This is a genomic window from Pseudacidovorax sp. DMC4, assembly GCF_056314265.1.
The window spans coordinates 1-18,620 of record NZ_JBQUYR010000002.1; the positions used below are offsets into that span (position 1 = coordinate 1).

Consider the following 18,620-nt stretch of genomic DNA (forward strand, 5'->3'; position numbering starts at 1 on the left):
CTTCGCGCTGCGCTCAAACAACTGCCGCGAGTCAGTTCACGAAGCGGGCCTGTCCTTCGGCAGGCCCGCAGCCCGTCTGCCCTGCGCTCCTCGGCGCCCCACAGGCGCGCCGCCACGCCCTCACCGGCACCAGGGCCTGCGTTGCGGGTAAACGGCCGGCCTTGACTCCTTCTCCCGCTGGCGGAAGGCAGGGGTGGGGCAGTGCACCGCAGTCGTTCCGTTCGCCACTGCACTGATCTCGCCAGTGCCGACACGCCGTCTCCCGCGCGTCGGGGCCGGGGCCTGGGGGCCGCGGGCGATCTCTGAAAAAGTATGAGCCCGCGGCCCCCAGGCCCCGGCCCCGGCGCGCGCGCCCCGGACCATCGTGCACAAGGGCCGCAGCCGCCCCAAGCGACGTGCAACTCGGACCATCGAGCACGACGCTCGTGCCATGAATCACGCCTGCGCACCTGGGCCTCCAAATGTGGTGATCCGGCACGACGCCGCCCTCCGCACACAGCCACTTCGCGCAAGACCCGGCAAGCCTCACTGCCTAAGCTGACCCCCATCCCACACGGCAGGCGTTCGCAGCACCGCAGACGCCCGCATCAGAAGCACCTCATGGCCATCATCGAGTCGACCATCTCCCCCGGCAGCGATGCCTTCGAAGCCAACCGCGCCGGCATGCTCGCCCTCATCGAGCGCGTGCGCACCTACCAGCAACGCAGCATCGCCACCTCCGCCAAATCCCGCGAGCGCTTCGAGAAGCGCGGCCAACTGCTCCCGCGCGAGCGCCTGGCCCTGCTGCTCGACCCCGGCACGCCCTTCCTCGAGATCGGCGCCCTGGCCGGCCTGGGCCTCGACCACCCCGATCTTGACCGCAGCGTCCCCGGCGGCGGCGTCATCGGCGGCATCGGCTGGGTCAGCGGCGTGCGCGTCATGGTCAATGCCTCCGACTCCGGCATCGACGCCGGCGCCCTGCAGCCCATGGGCATCCCCAAACAATTGCGCATGCAGGAGCTGGCGCTGGAGAACAAGCTGCCCTACGTGCAGCTCGTGGAGTCGGCCGGCGCCAACCTCATGACCTACAAGGTCGAGGAATTCGTCACCGGCGGCAGCCTGTTCCGCAACATCGCGCGCATCTCCGCGGCCGGCCTGCCGGTGGTCACCGTCACGCATGGCTCGTCCACCGCGGGCGGGGCCTACCAGACGGGCCTGTCCGACTACATCATCATGGTGCGAGGCCGCTCCCGGGCTTTCCTGGCCGGGCCGCCGCTGCTCAAGGCGGCCACCGGCGAGATCGCGACCGAGGAGGAACTGGGCGGCGCGCTCATGCACACCAGCATCTCGGGCCTCGGCGACTACCTGGCCGAGGACGACCGCGACGCCATCCGCCTGGCCCGCGAGATCCTGGCCAACATCGACTGGCAGCGCAGCATGCCGGTCGAGCCCCTGCGCCCCTTCAAGCCGCCACGCCATGACGCGGAGGAACTGCTGGGCATCATGCCCATGGACCACAAGCGGCCCGTGGACATGAAGCAGGTCATCGCGCGCATCGCCGACGACTCCGACTTCCTCGAATTCGGCCAGAACTACGGCGGCGCCACCGTCGTCGGCCACATCAAGATCGAAGGCATGCCGCTGGGCATCGTCACCAACAACGGGCCCATCGACCCGGCCGGCGCGGCCAAGGCCACGCACTTCATCCAGGCCTGCTGCCAGTCGCGCACGCCCATCCTCTACCTCAACAACACGACCGGCTTCATGGTGGGGCGCGCCTACGAGGAGGCCGGCATCATCAAGCACGGCTCCAAGATGATCCAGGCCGTGACCAATGCGACGGTGCCGCAGATCACGATCTACTGCGGTGCCTCCTTCGGGGCCGGCAACTACGGCATGTGCGGCCGCGGTTTCCACCCGCGCTTCTGCTTCAGCTGGCCCAATGCCAAGACGGCGGTGATGGGCGGCGAGCAGGCCGCGCAGACCATGGTCAACGTGACCGAGGCCGCCATGAAGCGCAAGGGCGGCGAGGTGGACCACGCCAAGCTGGCCGAGCTGGAGCGCCGCATCGTCGAGCGCTTCGACAGCCAGATGAGCGTGTTCACCACCAGCGCGCACCTGCTGGACGACGGCGTGATCGACCCGCGCGACACCCGCGCCGTGCTGGCCAATGTGCTGGCCATCTGCCGCGATGCCGAACAGCGGCAGCCGCAGGCCATGCAGTTCTCGGTTGCAAGACCTTGATCCACCCCCAGGCTCCAGAACCCACGCCATGACCGCCGAAACCTCGTCGCGCACGCCCTTCCGCAAGATCCTCATTGCCAACCGCGGGGAGATCGCGCTGCGCATCATCCGCACCGCCCGGGCGCTGGGCTACCGCACGGTGGCCGTCCATTCCACCGCCGACGCCGGCGCGCGCCATGTGCGCGAAGCCGACCAGGCCGTGTGCATCGGCGATCCGCTGCCCGCGCAGAGCTACCTGCGCATTCCCGCGCTCATCGAGGCGGCGCGGCGCAGCGGGGCCGATGCGGTGCACCCGGGCTACGGCTTCCTGGCCGAGAACGAGGACTTCGCCCAGGCCTGCCATGACGCCGGGCTGGTCTTCATCGGCCCCTCGGCCGAGGCGATCCGCGCCATGGGCAACAAGGCCGGCGCCAAGGTGCTGATGCAGGCCGCGGGCGTTCCGTGCATTCCCGGCTACCAGGGCGAGGACCAGAGCGAGGCGCGCCTGGCCGACGAGGCCGGGCGCATCGGCTTCCCGGTCATGATCAAGGCCACGGCGGGCGGCGGCGGCCGGGGCATGCGGCTGGTGAACAGCGCGGCCGAGTTTCCGGAACTGCTGCGCAGCGCCCGCTCCGAGGCGCAGAGCGCCTTCGGCGACCCCGAGGTGATCCTGGAGCGCGCCATCGTGCGGCCGCGGCACATCGAGATCCAGGTCTTCGCCGACCGCCACGGCCACGCCATCCACCTGGGCGAGCGCGACTGCTCGGTGCAGCGCCGGCATCAGAAGCTGATCGAGGAGGCGCCATCGCCCGCGGTCGACGCCGACCTGCGTGCGCGCATGGGCGCCACGGCTGTGGCAGCCGTCAAGGCCATCCGCTACGAAGGCGCGGGCACGCTCGAGTTCCTGCTGGACGCCGAGGGCCGCTACTACTTCATGGAGATGAACACGCGGCTGCAAGTGGAGCATCCCGTCACCGAGGCCATCACCGGCCTGGACCTGGTGGCCCTGCAGTTGCGCGTGGCCGCGGGCGAGCCCCTGGGCATCGCGCAGGAGGATGTGCGGTTCAGCGGCCATGCCATCGAGGTGCGCCTGTGCGCCGAGGACGCCGATCAGGGCTTCATGCCCCAGAGCGGCACCATGGCCCTGTGGCAGATGCCGCCGCAGTTGCGTGTGGAGCATGCGCTGCAGTCCGGCGCCGAGATCCCGCCGTACTACGACTCGATGATCGCCAAGCTCATCGCCCACGGCGACAGCCGCGAGGACGCACGACGTCTGCTGATGGCCGGCCTGGAGGATGCGGTGGCGCTGGGCGTCACCACCAACCAGGCCTTCCTGCACCGCTGCCTGGGCCATGACGTCTTTGCGGCCGGTGGTGCGACCACCGCCTTCATCGCCGAGCACCAGGCCGCGCTGCTGGCGCCCGATGCGGCCCTGCGCGCGCGGGCTGCGGCCATCGCCGCCGTGCTGCTGTACGAGACCACCGCGGCACCCCAGGCGCCCGGCCAGCGTCGGCTGGCGCCCAGCCTGCCCATCGGCATGCGCCTGCAGATGGCGGGTGAGACCGTGGCCGCCAGCGTGGTGCTGACGGAGGGGCGCCACTTCTCGGTCGGCATCGGCGAGGCCACCTACGGCATCGCGCTCGACGGGCTGGCGCAGCACCGCGCCCGCTTCACCTGCGATGGCCTGCAGGAGAGCGTCGCCTTCCATCGCGATGGCGCGACGCTGCTGCTGCACTACGCCGGCCTGCCGATCCGCATCGAGGACCGCACCCGCGCCGCGGCGGCGCGCCAGGGCGAGGCGGGCGGCGACGGCAAGGTGCGCGCGTCCATGAACGGCCGTGTCGTGGCGGTGCTGGCCGCCATCGGCGACATGGTGCAGCCCGGCCAGCCGGTGCTCACGCTGGAGGCCATGAAGATGGAGCACGTGCATGCCGCACCTGTGGCGGGTCGGCTGGTCGCCCTGCATGTGAAGACCGGCGACCAGGTGGCGGCGAGCCGCGTCGTCGCCGAGATCGAGGCGGTGGCCGAGGCCGTGCCCGCCTGAGCGGGCTGGCGGCCGCGTGCCGCCCTTTCATTCCTTACAGCGAGACGTCCATGACAGAGAACGCAGCGCCCGCCGCGGCGCCCGCCGTGCTGTGCGAGAAGCGGGGCCATGCCCTGTGGGTCATCCTCAACCGGCCCGACAAGCGCAACGCCATCAACAAGGAGGTCGTCGCGGGCATCCGCGAGGGCTGGCGGCGCGCCCATGCGGACCCCGAGGTGCGCGTGATCGTGCTCACCGGGGCCGGCGACAAGGCCTTCTGTGCGGGTGGCGACCTGCAACCGGGCGCCGGCTTCGCCTTCGACCTCTCGCGGCCCAACATCGACTATGCCGACCTGCTGCGCGAGGTGCAGAACGCCACGCTGCCGAGCATCGCGCGCATCAACGGCACCTGCATGGCCGGCGGCATCGGGCTGCTGTGCATGACCGACATGGCCATCGCCGCGGAGCAGGTGCAGTTCGGCCTGCCCGAGGTCAAGATCGGCCTGTTTCCCATGCAGGTGCTGAGCCTGCTGCAGGACCTGGTGCCGCGGCGCGTGCTGCGCGAGTGGTGCCTGAGCGGCGAGCCCTTCGGTGCGGCGGAGGCCCACGCGGCCGGCCTGCTCAACCATGTGGTGCCCGCGGCCGAACTGGACGCGAAGACCCAGTGGCTGGTCGACCGCGTGGCCGACAAGTCGCCCACGGCGCTGCGCCGCGGCAAGTACGCCATGCGGGCCATGGCCGCCATGTCCTTCGACGAAGGCATCGCCTACACCGAGAGCCAGATTGCGCTGCTCGCAATGACCGAGGACGCGCGGGAAGGCCTGGCCGCCTTCAACGAAAAGCGAAGGCCGGTGTGGACCGGCCGTTGAGCCTGCGGTCCCTGCCGCGGCCCCGGGTCGATACCGACCCGGACAGCGTGTAGACGCAAGAGGCCGAAGAAGCCCTTTGCTAGCCTTTCCTCGCTGTCGGCAACCTGCGCGAAGGCCCTTGGAGACACCCATGACCGAGCCCGTCGTTTCCCTTGCACGCCATGGCGACATGGCGGTGCTGACCATTGCCAATCCGCCCGTCAACGCACTGTCGAAGGAGGTGGTGGAGGGCCTGGCCGAGGCCGTGCTGGCCTTCGAGGCCGACCGCAGTTTTGCCGGCCTGCTGGTGCACTGCACGGGCCGCACCTTCGTGGCGGGCGGGGACATCGGCAGCTTCGACGATCCGGCCTTCTCGGCCGCTCCCTACAACCGCACCCTGGCCCGCATCGAGGCGCAGGATCGCCCGGTGGTGGCCGCGCTGCACGGCACCGTGCTGGGGGGTGGGCTGGAGCTGGCCCTGGCCTGCCACGCCCGCGTCGCGGTGCCCGGCACGCAGTTCGGGCTACCGGAAGTCAAGCTGGGCCTGCTGCCGGGCTCGCTGGGCACGCAGCGCCTGCCGCGCGCGGTGGGCGTCCGGCTGGCGCTGGACATGATCTCGACCGGCCGCAGCCTGGATGCCGAGGCCGCACGCGACGCGGGCATCGTCGACGACGTGCGTGCGGGCGATCCGCTGGCCGTGGGGCTGGCCTATCTGATCGAGCTGCAGGCGCGTGGCGACGCGGTGCGGCGCCTGAGCGCGCAGCCTGTGCCGGACGAAGGCCTGCCGGCCGACTTCTTCGCGCAGGCGCTGCAGGCCGCCGCGCAGCGCAAGCCCTTCCATCCTTCCGCGCGCAGCATCGTGCTGGCGGTGCAGGCGGCGGCCACGCAGCCCTTTGCCGAGGGCGAGGCCACCGAGGCACGGCTGTTCGAGCAGTTGCGTGTGTCGCCCGAATCGGAGGCCCTGCGGCACCTGTTCTTCGCCGAGCGCCAGGCCGCGCGCATTCCGGGCCTGCCGCGCGACACCGCGCTGCGGTCGGTGCGGCGAGTCGGCATCCTGGGCGCGGGCACCATGGGCGGCGGCATCGCGATGAACTTCGCCAACGTCGGCCTGCCCGTCACGCTGGTCGAGGCCTCGGCCGAGGCGCTTGCGCGCGGCCTGGGCATCATCCGCCGCAACTACGAGGCCAGCGCCGCCAAGGGCCGCATGACGTCTGCGCAGGTGGAACAGCGCATGGCGCTGCTGCACGGCAAGCTCGACGACACCGCGCTCGCCGACTGCGATCTGGTCATCGAGGCCGTGTTCGAGGACATGGCCCTCAAGCAGCAGGTCTGCGCGCGGCTGGGTGCCGTGTGCCGGCCCGGCGCCATCATCGCCACCAACACCTCCACGCTGGACGTGGACGCGCTCGCCGAGGCCACCGGCCGGCCGGCCGATGTGGTGGGCCTGCACTTCTTCAGCCCCGCCAACGTGATGCGCCTGCTGGAGGTGGTGCGCGGCGCGCGGACCGCGCCCGACGTGCTGGCGACGGCGATGCAGCTCGCACGCAGCATCCGCAAGGTGGCGGTGGTCTCGGGCGTGTGCTACGGCTTCATCGGCAATCGCATGGCCGAGGTCTACATGCGCGAGGCCGAGTTTCTGTTGATGGAAGGCGCAAGCCCTTCGCAGGTCGACGGCGCAGTGGAAGCGCTCGGCATGGCGATGGGCCCGTGCCGCATGCTCGACATGGCCGGCATCGACGTGGGGGCCCGCACCGTCATCGAGTACGGCAAGGCCGGCGGGCTTCCGCCGGACGACAGCTACCGCGCCATGGTGCGCCGGCTCTACGAGCTGGGCCGCTTCGGCCAGAAGACCGGCGCGGGGTACTACCGCTACGAAGGCCGCACGCCGGTGGACGACCCCGAGGTCGCACGCATCGCGGCCGATTTGGCTGCAGCCCACGGCATCGCGCGCCGCACGGACATCGGCGCGCAGGAGATCGTGGAGCGGCTGCTGTACCCGCTGATCAACGAAGGCGTGCGGATCCTGGAGGAGGGCATCGCCTACCGGCCAGGCGACATCGACATCGTCTGGACGGCGGGTTACGGCTTCCCCGACCACCTCGGTGGGCCTCTGTGGTGGGCCGACACGCTCGGCCTGGCCACCGTGGCCGACCGACTGACCTTCTACGGCCGCACCCGCGGCGACCGCTTCGGCTACTGGCGCGTGGCGCCGTTGCTGTCGGAAGTCGTCCGCAGCGGGCGGCGCCTGTCCGACGGGCTACCGGGCTGAGCGCCACCTGCCCACCTCACGCATCACCCACATCGGAGACACGCCATGGAAGACCTCACCCTCATCGACGGACTGCGACGCCAGCTCGCCGAGCGGCCGGACGCCACCGCCTACCGGCAGGGCGAGCGGCGGCTCAGCTACCGCGACATCGAGGCCTTCACCAACCGGCTGGCCCACGCCCTCGCCGGTGCCGGCGTGGCACGCGGCTCGCGCGTGGCGGTGCTCACCAAACAGCATGTCGAATGCATCCTGGTGACGCTGGCCGCCTGCAAGCTGGGGGCCGTGTGCATGCCGGTCAACTGGCGTCTGGCGGCCAAGGAGGTCGAGTACATCGTCAACAACGGCGAAGCGCCCTTCCTGATGGCCGATACCGAGTTCCTGCCCCTGCTGGAAAAGGCCGAGCTGCCGGGTGTGCGCATCCGCGTGTGCACCACCGAGGGCACGGCCTTGCCCTCGCTCGCCCAGTGGTGCGCCGGCCAGTCCGACCGCTTCGAGCCGGTGGCCGCGGACACGCATGACGCGGCGCTGCAGCTCTATTCCTCCGGCACCACGGGGCTGCCCAAAGGCATCGTGCTGACGCATGCGGGGCTGCTGTCCACCTCGCGGGTGGTGTCGCGCGAATGGAAGTTCGACCACCGGCATGTGCTGGGCAACCCGTTGCCGGTCTTCCATGTGGCGGGCATGACGATGCTGCTGCTGACGCTCTACACGGGCGGCCAGACTTCGTCGTACCCGGAGTTCGATCCGCGCGGCTACCTGCGTGCCATCGGCGAGCACGGCATCACCCACACCTTCGTGGTGCCGGCCATGATCCTGTTCATGCTGCAGGTGCCCGAGGCCAAGTCCTTCGACTTCAGCCGGCTGCAAATCGTCGCCTACGGGGGCTCGCCGGTGAGCGAGTCGGTGCTGCACCAGGCCTTCGAGCTGTTCGGCTGCGACTTCCTGCAGGTCTATGGCCTGACGGAGGTCTCCGGGCCGGCCACCTTCCTCTTTCCCGAGGACCACCGTGCTGGCGATGCCGAACTGCTGCGTTCTGCGGGTCGGCCCATTGGCGGCGGGCGCCTGCGCATCGTCGATCCCATCGACCTCAAGGACCTGCCCGACGGCCAGGTGGGCGAGATCTGGATCGAGTCCGACCGCAACCTCAAGGAGTACTGGCGCAACCCCGAGGCCACGGCCGCCGCCTACCCGGAAGGCCGCAATGCCAATGGCGGCTGGTTCCGGTCGGGCGACGCGGGCTACATGAAGAACGGCTATCTCTACATCAACGACCGCATCAAGGACATGATCGTTTCGGGCGGCGAGAACATCTATCCGGCCGAGGTGGAGAACGTCCTGATGCGTCATCCGGCCGTGGCTGACGGCGCCGTCATCGGCGTGCCCGACCCGACCTGGGGCGAATCGGTCAAGGCCTGCGTGGTGCTGCGCCCCGGTGCCACTGCCGACGCGCGCGCCATCATCGACTTCATGCGCGAGAACCTTGCGCACTACAAGTGCCCGAAGACCATCGACATCGTCGAGGTGCTGCCACGCAACCCCAGTGGCAAGGTGCTCAAGCGCGTGCTGCGCGAGCCCTACTGGAAAGGCCAGACGCGCGCCGTGGGCTAGGCGCGCATCCCGGGCGCACGAAGAGGCGCCTGTTCCCATCCACAACGGAGACAAGCATGCTGAAGAAACTCGCCATGGCCGCCACCGCGGCCGCGGCCTGCTGGCTCGCGCCACAGGCCTTCGCACAGGACAAGCCGATCAAGATCGCGCTCATTGCCAGCAAGACCGGGCCGTCCGAGGCCTATGCCCGCGACACCGAGCGCGGGCTGCGCCTGGGCCTCGAATACCTCACCCAGGGCTCGATGACGCTGCTCGGCCGCAAGATCGAGCTGATCGTCAAGGACGACCAGATGAAGCCCGAGCTGTCCAAGGCCATGCTCACCGAGGCGCTGGCGGACGACAAGGCCGACATCGCCATCGGCACCTCCTGGTCCGGCGGCGCGCTCTCGATGGCGCCGGTGGCGGAGGAGTACGGCAAGCTGCTGATGGTCGAGCCGGCCATTGCCGATTCGCTCACGGGCTCGGCCTGGAACAAGTACCTCTTCCGCGCCAGCCGCAACTCGTTCCAGGACGCCCTGGCCAGTGCCGCGGCGCTCAAGGACGGCGACAATGTCGCCTTCCTGGCGCCCGACTATGTCTACGGCAAGGACGGCGTGAAGGCGGCCAAGGAAGCGCTGGCCGCCACCAAAAAGAAGGCGACCGTGGTGCACGAGGAGTACATCCCGCTGTCCACCACCGACTTCACCGCGCCCATGCAACGCATCTTCGACCGCATGAAGGACGTGCAGGGCAAGAAGTACCTGGTGGTGATCTGGGGCGCACCCAATCCCATCCGCAAGATCTCGGAGCTCAACCCGGGCCGCTACGGCATCGAGTTCCTTTCCATCGGCGGGGCCAACCTCGAGAACGCCAAGCCCTGGCGCGGCCTGGACATCACCGGCGGCACCTTCTACTACTACGACTTCCCCAAGAACCCGATGAACGACTGGCTGGTGGCCGAGCACCGCAAGCGTTACCAGACGCCGCCGGACCTGTTCACCGCGGGCGGCTTCGTCACGGCGGCGGCCATCGTGGCCGGGGTGAAGAAGGCCAACTCGGTCGACACGCCCAAGCTCATCGCCGCCATGGAAGGCATGGAGTTCGACACGCCCAAGGGCAAGATGACCTTCCGCAAGGAAGACCATCAGGCGCTGCAGTCGCAGTACCAGTTCCGAATGAAGAAGGCGCCGGCGAACGAGTGGGACCTGTTCGAGCTGGTGCGCGAGATCCCGGCGTCCGAGATGCCGCTGCCGATCACCGTCAAGCGCTGAGCGCATGCACGACGCGACAGCGCAAGTCCGCCCGCCTGAAGCGCGTGCACCGGTCCTGGAGAGCCGGGGACTGGGTATCCGCTTCGGCGGCCATGCCGCCGTGGACGACGTGAGCGCGGCCTTCCATGCGGGAACGCTGACGGCCATCGTCGGGCCCAACGGGGCCGGCAAGACGACCTACTTCAACCTGCTGTCCGGCCAGCTGCCGGCCACGGCCGGCCGGGTGCTGCTGCATGGCGAAGACGTGACCCGGCTCGACGCCGCGCGGCGCACGGCCCGCGGCATCGGCCGCGCCTTCCAGCTCACCCACCTGTTTCCGCGGCTGAGCGTGCTGGAGAACGTGCGGCTGGCGGTGCAGAGCCGCCACCGCGCCGGCTTCAACATGCTGGCCGTGTGGCGCAGCCGGGGCGATCTGGTGGAGCAGGCGCGCGAGCATGTGCAGCAGGTCGGCCTGGCCGCGCGCCTGGACGAGCAGGCGGCGCGGCTGTCGCACGGCGACAAGCGCAAGCTGGAGGTCGCCATCCTGATGGCGCTGGCGCCGCAGGTCGTCATGCTCGACGAGCCCACGGCCGGCATGAGCGTGGACGAGGTGCCGGTGATCCTCGACCTGATCGCCCGCCTGAAGGCGCGCGGCGATCGCACCATCCTCCTGGTGGAGCACAAGATGGACGTGATCCGTTCGCTGGCCGACCGCATCGTCGTGCTGCACAACGGCCGCCTGGTGGCCGACGGCTTGCCCGCCGAGGTGATGGCCTCGGCCGTCGTGCAAGAGGCCTACCTCGGCGTGCGCCGCCAGCGCGCGGCGCGCAGGGAGGCGGCCCATGCATGAGATGCTGGAGCCAAAGACGGGCGACAACGCGCTGCTGTCGCTCACCGGCGTGCACACCCATATCGGCGAATACCACATCCTGCAGGGCGTGGACCTGCAGGTACCACGCGCCGGCCTGACGGTGCTGCTGGGCCGCAACGGCGCCGGCAAGAGCACCACGCTGCGCACGATCATGGGCCTGTGGCACGCCAGCCGCGGCACGCTGCGCTTCGATGGCGAAGACATCAGCGCCGCCCGCACGCCGGACATCGCACGCCGCGGCATCGCCTTCGTTCCCGAGGACATGGGCGTGTTCGCAGGGCTCACGGTGCAGGAGAACCTGCGCCTGGCGGCCATCGGCGGGCGCTTCGACGAGGCGCGGCTGGCGTGGATCTTCGACCTGTTCCCGGCGCTCAAGCGCTTCTGGCTGCGGCCGGGCGGCACGCTGTCGGGCGGCCAGAAGCAGATGGTGGCCATCGCCCGCGCCATCATCGAGCCGCGCAAGCTGCTGCTGATCGACGAGCCCACCAAGGGCCTGGCGCCGGCCATCGTCGACAACCTGGCCGATGCCTTCGAGGCCCTGAAGGCCCGCGGCACCACCATCCTGCTGGTGGAGCAGAACTTCCATTTCGTGCGCGCGCTGGGCGACCATGTCGCGGTGATGGACGACGGGCGCATCGTGCACACCGGCACCATGGCCGCGCTGGACGCCGACGAGGCGCTGCAGGCCCGGCTGCTCGGCCTGCATGCCGGCGCCGTCCATTGAGGGAGACCGACGAATGTCCGCCACCGACTCCACCCTGGCCGCGCCGCCGCAGGCCGCGGCCATGCCCGCCGCACCTGCAGCGCTGGAGGCCCTGCCGGGCCGGCGACGCGACCTGGTGCCCGTCCTGGTCATCCTGGCCTTCATCGCCGTCGCACTGCCGGTCACGGGCAGCGTGCCCACCTGGGTCACGTTGACAGTGGCGGCCCTGGCCATGGGCATGATGCTGTTCATCATGGCCAGTGGCCTCACGCTGGTCTTCGGCCTCATGGACGTGATGAACCTCGGCCATGCGGCCTTCGTGGCCGTCGGCGCCTACACCGCGACGCTGATGGTCGGGCCCTTGCAGGGCCTGCTGCAGTCGGCGTCGATATGGGCCGGCATGTCGGCCATCCTGGCCGTCGTCGCGGTGGCGATGGCCGTGACGGCGCTGCTGGGCTGGGTGTACGAGCGGCTCTTCGTGAAGCCGGTCTATGGCGACCATCTCAAGCAGATCCTCATCACCATCGGCGCCATGATCGTCATGGAGCAGCTGGTGCTGGTGGTGTTCGGCGCCAACCAGATGCTGCTGCCACTGCCCGAGGCGCTGCGTGGCTCGATCCTGCTGGGCGACGTGACCATCGAGCGCTACCGGCTGGTGGCCGTGGGCGTGGGGCTGGCCGTCTTCATCGGGCTGACGCTGGTGCTCGGGCGCACGCGCATCGGCCTGCTGATCCGTGCGGGCGTGGAGAACCGTTCCATGGTCGAGGCCCTCGGCTACCGCGTGCGCACGGTGTTCGTGGGCGTGTTCGTGGCCGGCTCGGCGCTGGCGGGCCTGGGCGGCGTGATGTGGGGCTTTTATCGCGAGCAGTTCACCGTGGCCATCGGCGCCGAGGTGCTGGTGCAGATGCTCATCATCGTCATCATCGGTGGGCTGGGCTCGGTGGCCGGCTGCTTCGCCGGTGCCATGCTGGTGGCGCTGACCACCAATTACGTGAGCTTCCTGCTCCCCGACCTGGCGCTGGTCTCCAACATCCTGGTGATGATGGCCGTGCTGCTGTGGCGGCCGCAGGGGCTGTACCCGGTGCACAAGCCGTAGGAGGACGTCCGCCATGCTCATGCGAATCCTTTCCGGCGACCTGCCGCGCAGCCGGGCGCTCACCGTGCTGCTGCTCCTGGTGCTGTTCTATCTGGCCACGGCGCCCTTTCTTTTCTCCGGAGCCCGGCCGTTGAACGTGGCGGCCACCATCTGCGTGTTCATCGTGCTGGTGGCGTCCTTCGACCTGCTGCTCGGCTACTGCGGCGTGGTGTCCTTCGCGCATGCCATGTTCTATGGCATCGGCGCCTATGGCGTGGCCATTGCCATGCACACGCTGGGGCCCACGTGGACGGCCATGGGCGTCGGGGCGCTGGCGGCGATCGGGCTGTCGGTGCTGCTGTCCTTCCTGATCGCGCTGATCTCGCTGCGGGTGAAGGCCATCTTCTACACCATGATGACGCTGGCCTTCGGGGCTGCCTTCGGGGCCCTGGTGATGCGCCTGAGCGGGATCACCGGCGGCGACGATGGCCGCACCTTCCGCTTGCCGCAGGCCCTGACGCCGGCCTTCCGCCTGGTCGAGGACGAGGTTCTGGGCACGGCCATCAACGGCCGCCTGCTGACCTACTACCTGGTCTTTGGCGTGTCGCTGCTGCTCTTCCTGCTGATGCTGCGCGTTGTCAACTCGCGCTTCGGCCGGGTGCTGGAAGCCATCCGCGAGAACGAATTCCGCGCCGAGGCCATCGGCTATCGCACGCTCCACTACCGCATCGCCGTCAACTGCCTGGCCGCGGCACTGGCCACCTGTGCCGGCATCCTGATGGCACTGTGGCTGCGCTACGTGGGGCCGCAGACCACGGTGGGCTTCAACGTGATGCTCAACATCCTGCTGATGGCAGTGATCGGTGGGCTGGGCACCATCTATGGTGCGGTCATCGGCGTGGCGCTGTACATCGTGGCCGAGAACTACCTGCAGAGCCTGATGGCGGGGCTGAGCGGCTCCCTGGCCGCCGCGCCGCTGCTGGCCAAGCTGTTCCACCCGGACCGCTGGATGCTCTGGTTCGGGCTGGTCTTCGTGCTGTCGGTGTACTTCTTCCCGAGTGGCGTCGTGGGCCGGCTGCGCACGGCTGTGGTCCGGCGCTGAGAGCCTGCCCGACCGCGCTCAGTCCAGGGCGAGTCCGCGCATGCGAGGCAGGGTGCGCTCGCCGGACTTCTGCAGATGGCGCCGCATGCGCTTTTCTGCCTTGTCGGCGTCGCCCATCAGGATCGCCTCCGTGATGCCGCGGTATTCGGCCACCATGGCGCGCACATCGGCGGGCGTGAGCAGGTGGTGGAACTGGGCGCGGAAGAGATGGGCCCGGGCCTGCGGCAGCACGCGGTCGAGCTCCGGGCTGGCCGCGATGTCGAACATGACCTTGTAGTAGTGGGCGCGTGCGTCGAGCACGTGGTCCAGCGCCTCGGGCGTCTCGGCGCGCACGAGCTTGTGCGCGGCCGCCTCGAAGCGCCTGGCGTTGTCGCCCAGGTGGATGCGTTGGGCGGCCAGGCGCGCGGCCAGGCCCGAAAGCACCTCCAGCACGCCCAACAGGCTGGTCGCGTCTTCGCGGGTGAGCGAGCGGATGACGGCGCCCCGGTGCGGTGTGAGTTCGACCACACCGCTGGCGGCCAGGATGCGCAGTGCCTCGCGCACCGTGCTGCGGCCCACGCCCAGGTCACGCATCAGGTCGGTCTCGACCAGACGCTGGCCCACCACGAAGCGGCGATTGAGGATGCCCTTGCCGATGGCGTCGGCCACGCGGTCGGGCGTGCTGCGCGGATGGGCGGGCGACACGGCGGCGGGTGTCTTGCGCACGGCGGGGCGGCGTGTGGCGGCGGGCTTGTTGTCGTTCATGGATGCGGATGTTGGCCTGTGCCATTGTCGGGCGATGAGGCCCGATCGGGGCTCCGCACCGGCACGCAGCGAGATGCCTCCAGCAGGTGGACGCAAGACGGCAAGGCCCCCTCGTCCTACGCTGCGGACCCGCGCTGATCGGCGTGGCGGCGCACTTCGATGCGCGTCGCCCGCGCGACGGCGGCCGGGGCAAGTACCTAAGATCGTCTGACGAAATCATCCTACTATCTGGCCGAATCACCATGCGGGCCACCGTTGCCCGCTGCAGCCCCATCTCTCGAAAGGCCTTTCGTGTTCGCGTTCTCTCCCAAAGTCCAGGATCTGCAGCAGCGCCTGCTCGCCTTCATGGATGAGCACATCCATCCCAACGAGGACCGCTACTACAAGGAGGCCGAGGCGCTGGGCCCATGGAAGGTCGCGCCGATCCTGGAGGAACTCAAGCCGAAGGCGCGCGCGGCGGGGCTGTGGAACCTGTTCCTGCCCGACTCCGGGCATGGTGCCGGCCTGAGCAACTTCGACTACGCGCCGCTGTGCGAGATCATGGGCCGCTCGCACCTGGCGCCCGAGGTGTTCAACTGCTCGGCACCCGACACCGGCAACATGGAGGTGCTGGCCCGTTACGGCACGCCCGAGCAGCAGGCGCGCTGGCTCACGCCGCTGCTGGCGGGGGAGATCCGCTCCTGCTTCGCCATGACGGAGCCGGCCGTCGCCTCCAGCGATGCCACGAACATCGCGTCGAGCATCGTGCGCGACGGCGACCACTACGTCATCAACGGCCACAAGTGGTACACGACCAACGCCACCGATCCGCGCTGCCGCATCTGCATCTTCATGGGCAAGTCCGATCCGGACAACGCCGACCGCCACCGGCAGCAGTCCATGATCCTCGTGCCCATGGACACGCCCGGCGTGAAGGTGGTGCGGCCCATCGCGGTGTTCGGCTTCTACGGCGTGCCCGACCGTGCGTCGGAGGTCATCTTCGAGAACGTGCGGGTGCCGGCGGCCAACATGCTGCTGGGCGAGGGCCGTGGCTTCGAGATCGCGCAGGGCCGGTTGGGGCCGGGCCGCATCCACCACTGCATGCGGCTGGTGGGTCTGGCCGAGCGGATGCTGGAGCGCATGTGCCGGCGCAGCCTCTCGCGCGTGGCCTTCGGCAAGCCCATTGCGCAGCAGGGCGTGACGCTGGAGCGCATCGCCCAGGCCCGCATCCTGATCGAGCAGGCACGCTTGCTCACGCTCAATGCGGCGCACCGCATGGACACGCTGGGCAACAAGGGCGCCAAGGCGGACATCGCCATGATCAAGGTGGCGGCACCGCAGATGGCCTGCCAGGTGATCGACTGGGTGATCCAGGCCCATGGTGGCGGCGGTACCAACAACGACCTGGGTATCGCGTCCGCCTATGCCACCGCGCGGCTGCTGCGCCTGGCCGATGGCCCCGACGAGGTGCATTGCGCCCAGATCGGCAAGCTCGAGCTGGCCAAGTACCGATGAGCATGCGAAACGCTTTCGCCGACAGACCGCCGAGGAGACCATGAAGGACAGTTCGATCGATCCCGCATGCGACCGCGCCTTCGGTGCAGCCACGGCGGCCGAGCCGTCCGAGCCGCTGATGTGGCTCAACACCGACCGCGTGCTGTATGTGGGCCTGCTGGGTGCGCCTTCGATGCGTACCTTCGGCGCGTATTCGCTGTACCTGTCGCTGGCGCGGCCGCATCGCATCTGCGTGGAGGGCGGTCGCTGGGAGGAGGCGTCGTTGTCGGTGGTGCCGCCCTACGTGCCGCACCGCATCGTCTCGGTCGACCGGATGATCTGCAATGTGCTCGTCGAAGCCGACACGGTGCGGGCGGCCGATCTGTGCGGTGCGCTGCGCGCAGGGCGCGGCGCCATTCACGATCCCCAGGCCGTGCAGTCCCTGCGTGAGGCACTGCTGCGATTCAGGCTCGGCAGTACGCGGCAGTACGCCCGCACCGCCGACTTCGACCGCGCCTTCTTCGGTGCGGCCCTGCCTGCGCGGCCCCTGGACCGCCGCATCGCCCAGGTGCTTGCACGCATCAAGGACGACCCCAACCGCCATTTTCCGGCCGAGGACTGCGCGGCCAGCTGCCATCTGTCGGTGTCGCGCTTCCTGCATCTGTTCCGCGCCGAGGTGGAGGCGCCGTTCCGCAGCTTTCGCACCTGGGAGCGCGCACGCAGCCTGCTCTATTTCGTCACCCGGAACTCGAACCTGGCCGCCATCGCGCTGGATGTGGGCTATCCGGATTCGACCCATTTCAGCCACTCGATCCGGCAGATCTACGGGCTCACGCCCAAGTCGATCTTTGCCGGCTGTAGACGGCTGGCGCTCTATGGCAGCGGTGCCGCCGCCCTGCCGCGTTTCGCCTTCCATTGACGCCGCTTCTTCGCTTGCAGCCTTCCTTCCATGCAGATCGATCTCGACTTCACCGGCCGCCATGTCGTGGTGTTCGGCGGCACCAGCGGCATCAACCTGGGCATCGCCGATGCCTTCGCGCGCCAGGGCGCCCGCCTCACCGTGGCGAGCCGCAAGCCGGAGAACGTCGATGCGGCGGTCGTCGCGCTGCGCCAGCACGGCGGCGAGGTCCAGGGTGTCAGCGCCGACGTGCGCGACTTCGATGCCGTGGGTGCGGCCTTCGCGCGGTCGGCCGAGGCCTTCGGTCCCATCGATGTGCTGGTCTCCGGCGCGGCCGGCAACTTCCTGTGCGCGGCCAAGGACATGTCGGCCAACGGCTTCAAGGTCGTGGTGGACATCGACCTGCTCGGCACCTTCCATGTGCTGCGGCAGGCGCACGCGCATCTGCGCCGGCCGGGTGCCTCGGTCATCAACATCACCGCGCCGCAATCCTTCGTGCCCATGCGCTACCAGGCCCATGCGAGCGCCGCCAAGGCAGGTGTGGACCAGCTCACGCGGGCGCTGGCGCTCGAATGGGGCGGGGAGGGCATCCGGCTCAACGGCATCTCGCCCGGGCCCATCGATGGCACCGAAGGCTTCCGCAAGCTGATGGCGCCGACGCCGGAGGACCGCGAGTTCGCGCGCCGGCAGGTGCCGCTGCAACGCTTCGGCGGGCTGGACGACATCGCCAACCTGGCCTTGTTCCTGGGCTCGCCCTATGCGGGCTACATCTCGGGCGCCGTGATTCCCTGCGATGGCGGTGGGGCGCTGGAGAGCGTCAAGCCGGCACTCGAGGCGGCGGGGGCGGCGCTCTGAGCTTGGGCGGCCTTGGGCCCGGTGCCCGGCGGTTCGCAGGCGGGGCGCCGCGGCAGGGCACCCGCCAGCAGTGCCCGCATGGCGGCGCCGCGTTGGCTAAAGTCGACGGGGTCGGGGCGAGCGCGCCCCATGCCAAGGAGTCGTCGATGAAGATTCAAGGTGAGTGCTATTGCGGGGCCATCGCCTACGAGGCCGAGGTGGAGCCCGGCACGATCACGGTCTGCCACTGCGCGGATTGCCAGATGCAATCCGGATCTGCCTTCCGCGCCAACATGCCGGCGCCCGCGGCCGGCTTCCGGCTGCTGCGCGGGACGCCCCGCACCTACGTCAAGACCGCGGCCAGCGGCAACCGGCGCCTGCTCGCTTTCTGCGAGGTCTGTGGCAGCTCGCTGTATGCCTGTGCCACCGAGGATCCCCAGGTCTATTCATTGCGCGTCGGCACGATCAAGCAGCGCCACGCGCTGGGTGTCCCGCAGCGCGAGATCTGGACGCAGCGGCGGCTGGACTGGGTCGGCCTGCCGGACGGCGTGGCCTCCTTCGAAGGGCAGCCCTGAGCGCCTGAGCGTCTTGGGTCCAGGCTCGCTCGTCACGCCAAAACGCCGCCGCTCGGGCTCGGCCAAAAAACGCTCAGGCGCTGAGCCATCGCGCCGCGCGCAGGGCCGAGTTCCAGGGCAAGGGGCCCATATGGGCGGCTCGAACGGCTTTCATCGGTGCATCGAG

15 protein-coding genes are annotated in these 18,620 nt (G+C 69.6%); 14 read left to right on the plus strand and 1 reads right to left on the minus strand.

Features of this window, described 5'->3' with window-relative positions:
• Nucleotides 1-600 precede the first annotated feature (600 nt).
• From ACT54X_RS03670 to ACT54X_RS03715, 10 genes are all read left to right on the plus strand, one after another.
• Entirely contained in the window at nt 601-2,223 is a 1,623-nt protein-coding gene (locus tag ACT54X_RS03670) for an acyl-CoA carboxylase subunit beta (protein ID WP_294373004.1), read from the plus strand.
• Between the two features lie 28 nt (nt 2,224-2,251).
• Nucleotides 2,252-4,246 carry an acetyl/propionyl/methylcrotonyl-CoA carboxylase subunit alpha gene (locus tag ACT54X_RS03675; RefSeq protein ID WP_294373006.1) on the plus strand — a complete coding sequence of 665 codons (1,995 nt, stop codon included), beginning with the start codon at nt 2,252-2,254 and terminating at the stop codon, nt 4,244-4,246.
• 50 nt (nt 4,247-4,296) lie between these two features.
• Nucleotides 4,297-5,094 (plus strand): enoyl-CoA hydratase/isomerase family protein, encoded by a 798-nt coding sequence (locus tag ACT54X_RS03680; protein WP_294373007.1) that lies wholly within the window; start codon nt 4,297-4,299, stop codon nt 5,092-5,094.
• A 130-nt stretch (nt 5,095-5,224) separates the two neighbouring features.
• Nucleotides 5,225-7,342 carry a 3-hydroxyacyl-CoA dehydrogenase NAD-binding domain-containing protein gene (locus tag ACT54X_RS03685; RefSeq protein ID WP_476345116.1) on the plus strand — a complete coding sequence of 706 codons (2,118 nt, stop codon included), beginning with the start codon at nt 5,225-5,227 and terminating at the stop codon, nt 7,340-7,342.
• 45 nt (nt 7,343-7,387) lie between these two features.
• Nucleotides 7,388-8,950, plus strand: coding sequence for a long-chain-fatty-acid--CoA ligase (locus tag ACT54X_RS03690; protein WP_294373009.1), 1,563 nt, complete (start codon nt 7,388-7,390; stop codon nt 8,948-8,950).
• A 56-nt stretch (nt 8,951-9,006) separates the two neighbouring features.
• On the plus strand, nt 9,007-10,200 hold the full coding sequence (locus ACT54X_RS03695) for a substrate-binding domain-containing protein (RefSeq protein WP_017761940.1): 1,194 nt from the start codon (nt 9,007-9,009) through the stop codon (nt 10,198-10,200).
• A 4-nt stretch (nt 10,201-10,204) separates the two neighbouring features.
• Nucleotides 10,205-11,029, plus strand: a complete 825-nt coding sequence (locus tag ACT54X_RS03700) for an ABC transporter ATP-binding protein (RefSeq protein ID WP_294373012.1) — start codon at nt 10,205-10,207, stop codon at nt 11,027-11,029.
• Nucleotide 11,030: 1 nt separating this feature from the next.
• Nucleotides 11,031-11,774 (plus strand): ABC transporter ATP-binding protein, encoded by a 744-nt coding sequence (locus ACT54X_RS03705; protein ID WP_476345647.1) that lies wholly within the window; start codon nt 11,031-11,033, stop codon nt 11,772-11,774.
• A gap of 13 nt (nt 11,775-11,787) precedes the next feature.
• On the plus strand, nt 11,788-12,849 hold the full coding sequence (locus ACT54X_RS03710) for a branched-chain amino acid ABC transporter permease (RefSeq protein ID WP_476345119.1): 1,062 nt from the start codon (nt 11,788-11,790) through the stop codon (nt 12,847-12,849).
• A gap of 13 nt (nt 12,850-12,862) precedes the next feature.
• Nucleotides 12,863-13,930, plus strand: coding sequence for a branched-chain amino acid ABC transporter permease (locus ACT54X_RS03715; RefSeq protein ID WP_476345121.1), 1,068 nt, complete (start codon nt 12,863-12,865; stop codon nt 13,928-13,930).
• Between the two features lie 18 nt (nt 13,931-13,948).
• Here ACT54X_RS03715 and ACT54X_RS03720 read toward each other — a convergent pair whose 3' ends face one another.
• Entirely contained in the window at nt 13,949-14,674 is a 726-nt protein-coding gene (locus tag ACT54X_RS03720) for a GntR family transcriptional regulator (RefSeq protein WP_294373016.1), read from the minus strand.
• Nucleotides 14,675-14,965: 291 nt separating this feature from the next.
• On the opposite strand from ACT54X_RS03720, the gene ACT54X_RS03725 reads away from it, so the two are divergent.
• The 4 genes from ACT54X_RS03725 to ACT54X_RS03740 all read left to right on the plus strand — a co-directional run bounded on the left by ACT54X_RS03725 (nt 14,966) and on the right by ACT54X_RS03740 (nt 18,454).
• Complete coding sequence (locus ACT54X_RS03725) at nt 14,966-16,168, plus strand: acyl-CoA dehydrogenase family protein (protein WP_476345124.1); 1,203 nt, start codon at nt 14,966-14,968, stop codon at nt 16,166-16,168.
• A 40-nt stretch (nt 16,169-16,208) separates the two neighbouring features.
• On the plus strand, nt 16,209-17,066 hold the full coding sequence (locus ACT54X_RS03730; RefSeq protein WP_294373021.1) for a helix-turn-helix transcriptional regulator: 858 nt from the start codon (nt 16,209-16,211) through the stop codon (nt 17,064-17,066).
• Between the two features lie 30 nt (nt 17,067-17,096).
• Nucleotides 17,097-17,900, plus strand: coding sequence for an SDR family oxidoreductase (locus ACT54X_RS03735; protein ID WP_294373024.1), 804 nt, complete (start codon nt 17,097-17,099; stop codon nt 17,898-17,900).
• A 146-nt stretch (nt 17,901-18,046) separates the two neighbouring features.
• Nucleotides 18,047-18,454 (plus strand): GFA family protein, encoded by a 408-nt coding sequence (locus tag ACT54X_RS03740; RefSeq protein ID WP_294373026.1) that lies wholly within the window; start codon nt 18,047-18,049, stop codon nt 18,452-18,454.
• The last annotated feature ends 166 nt before the right edge of the window (nt 18,455-18,620 follow it).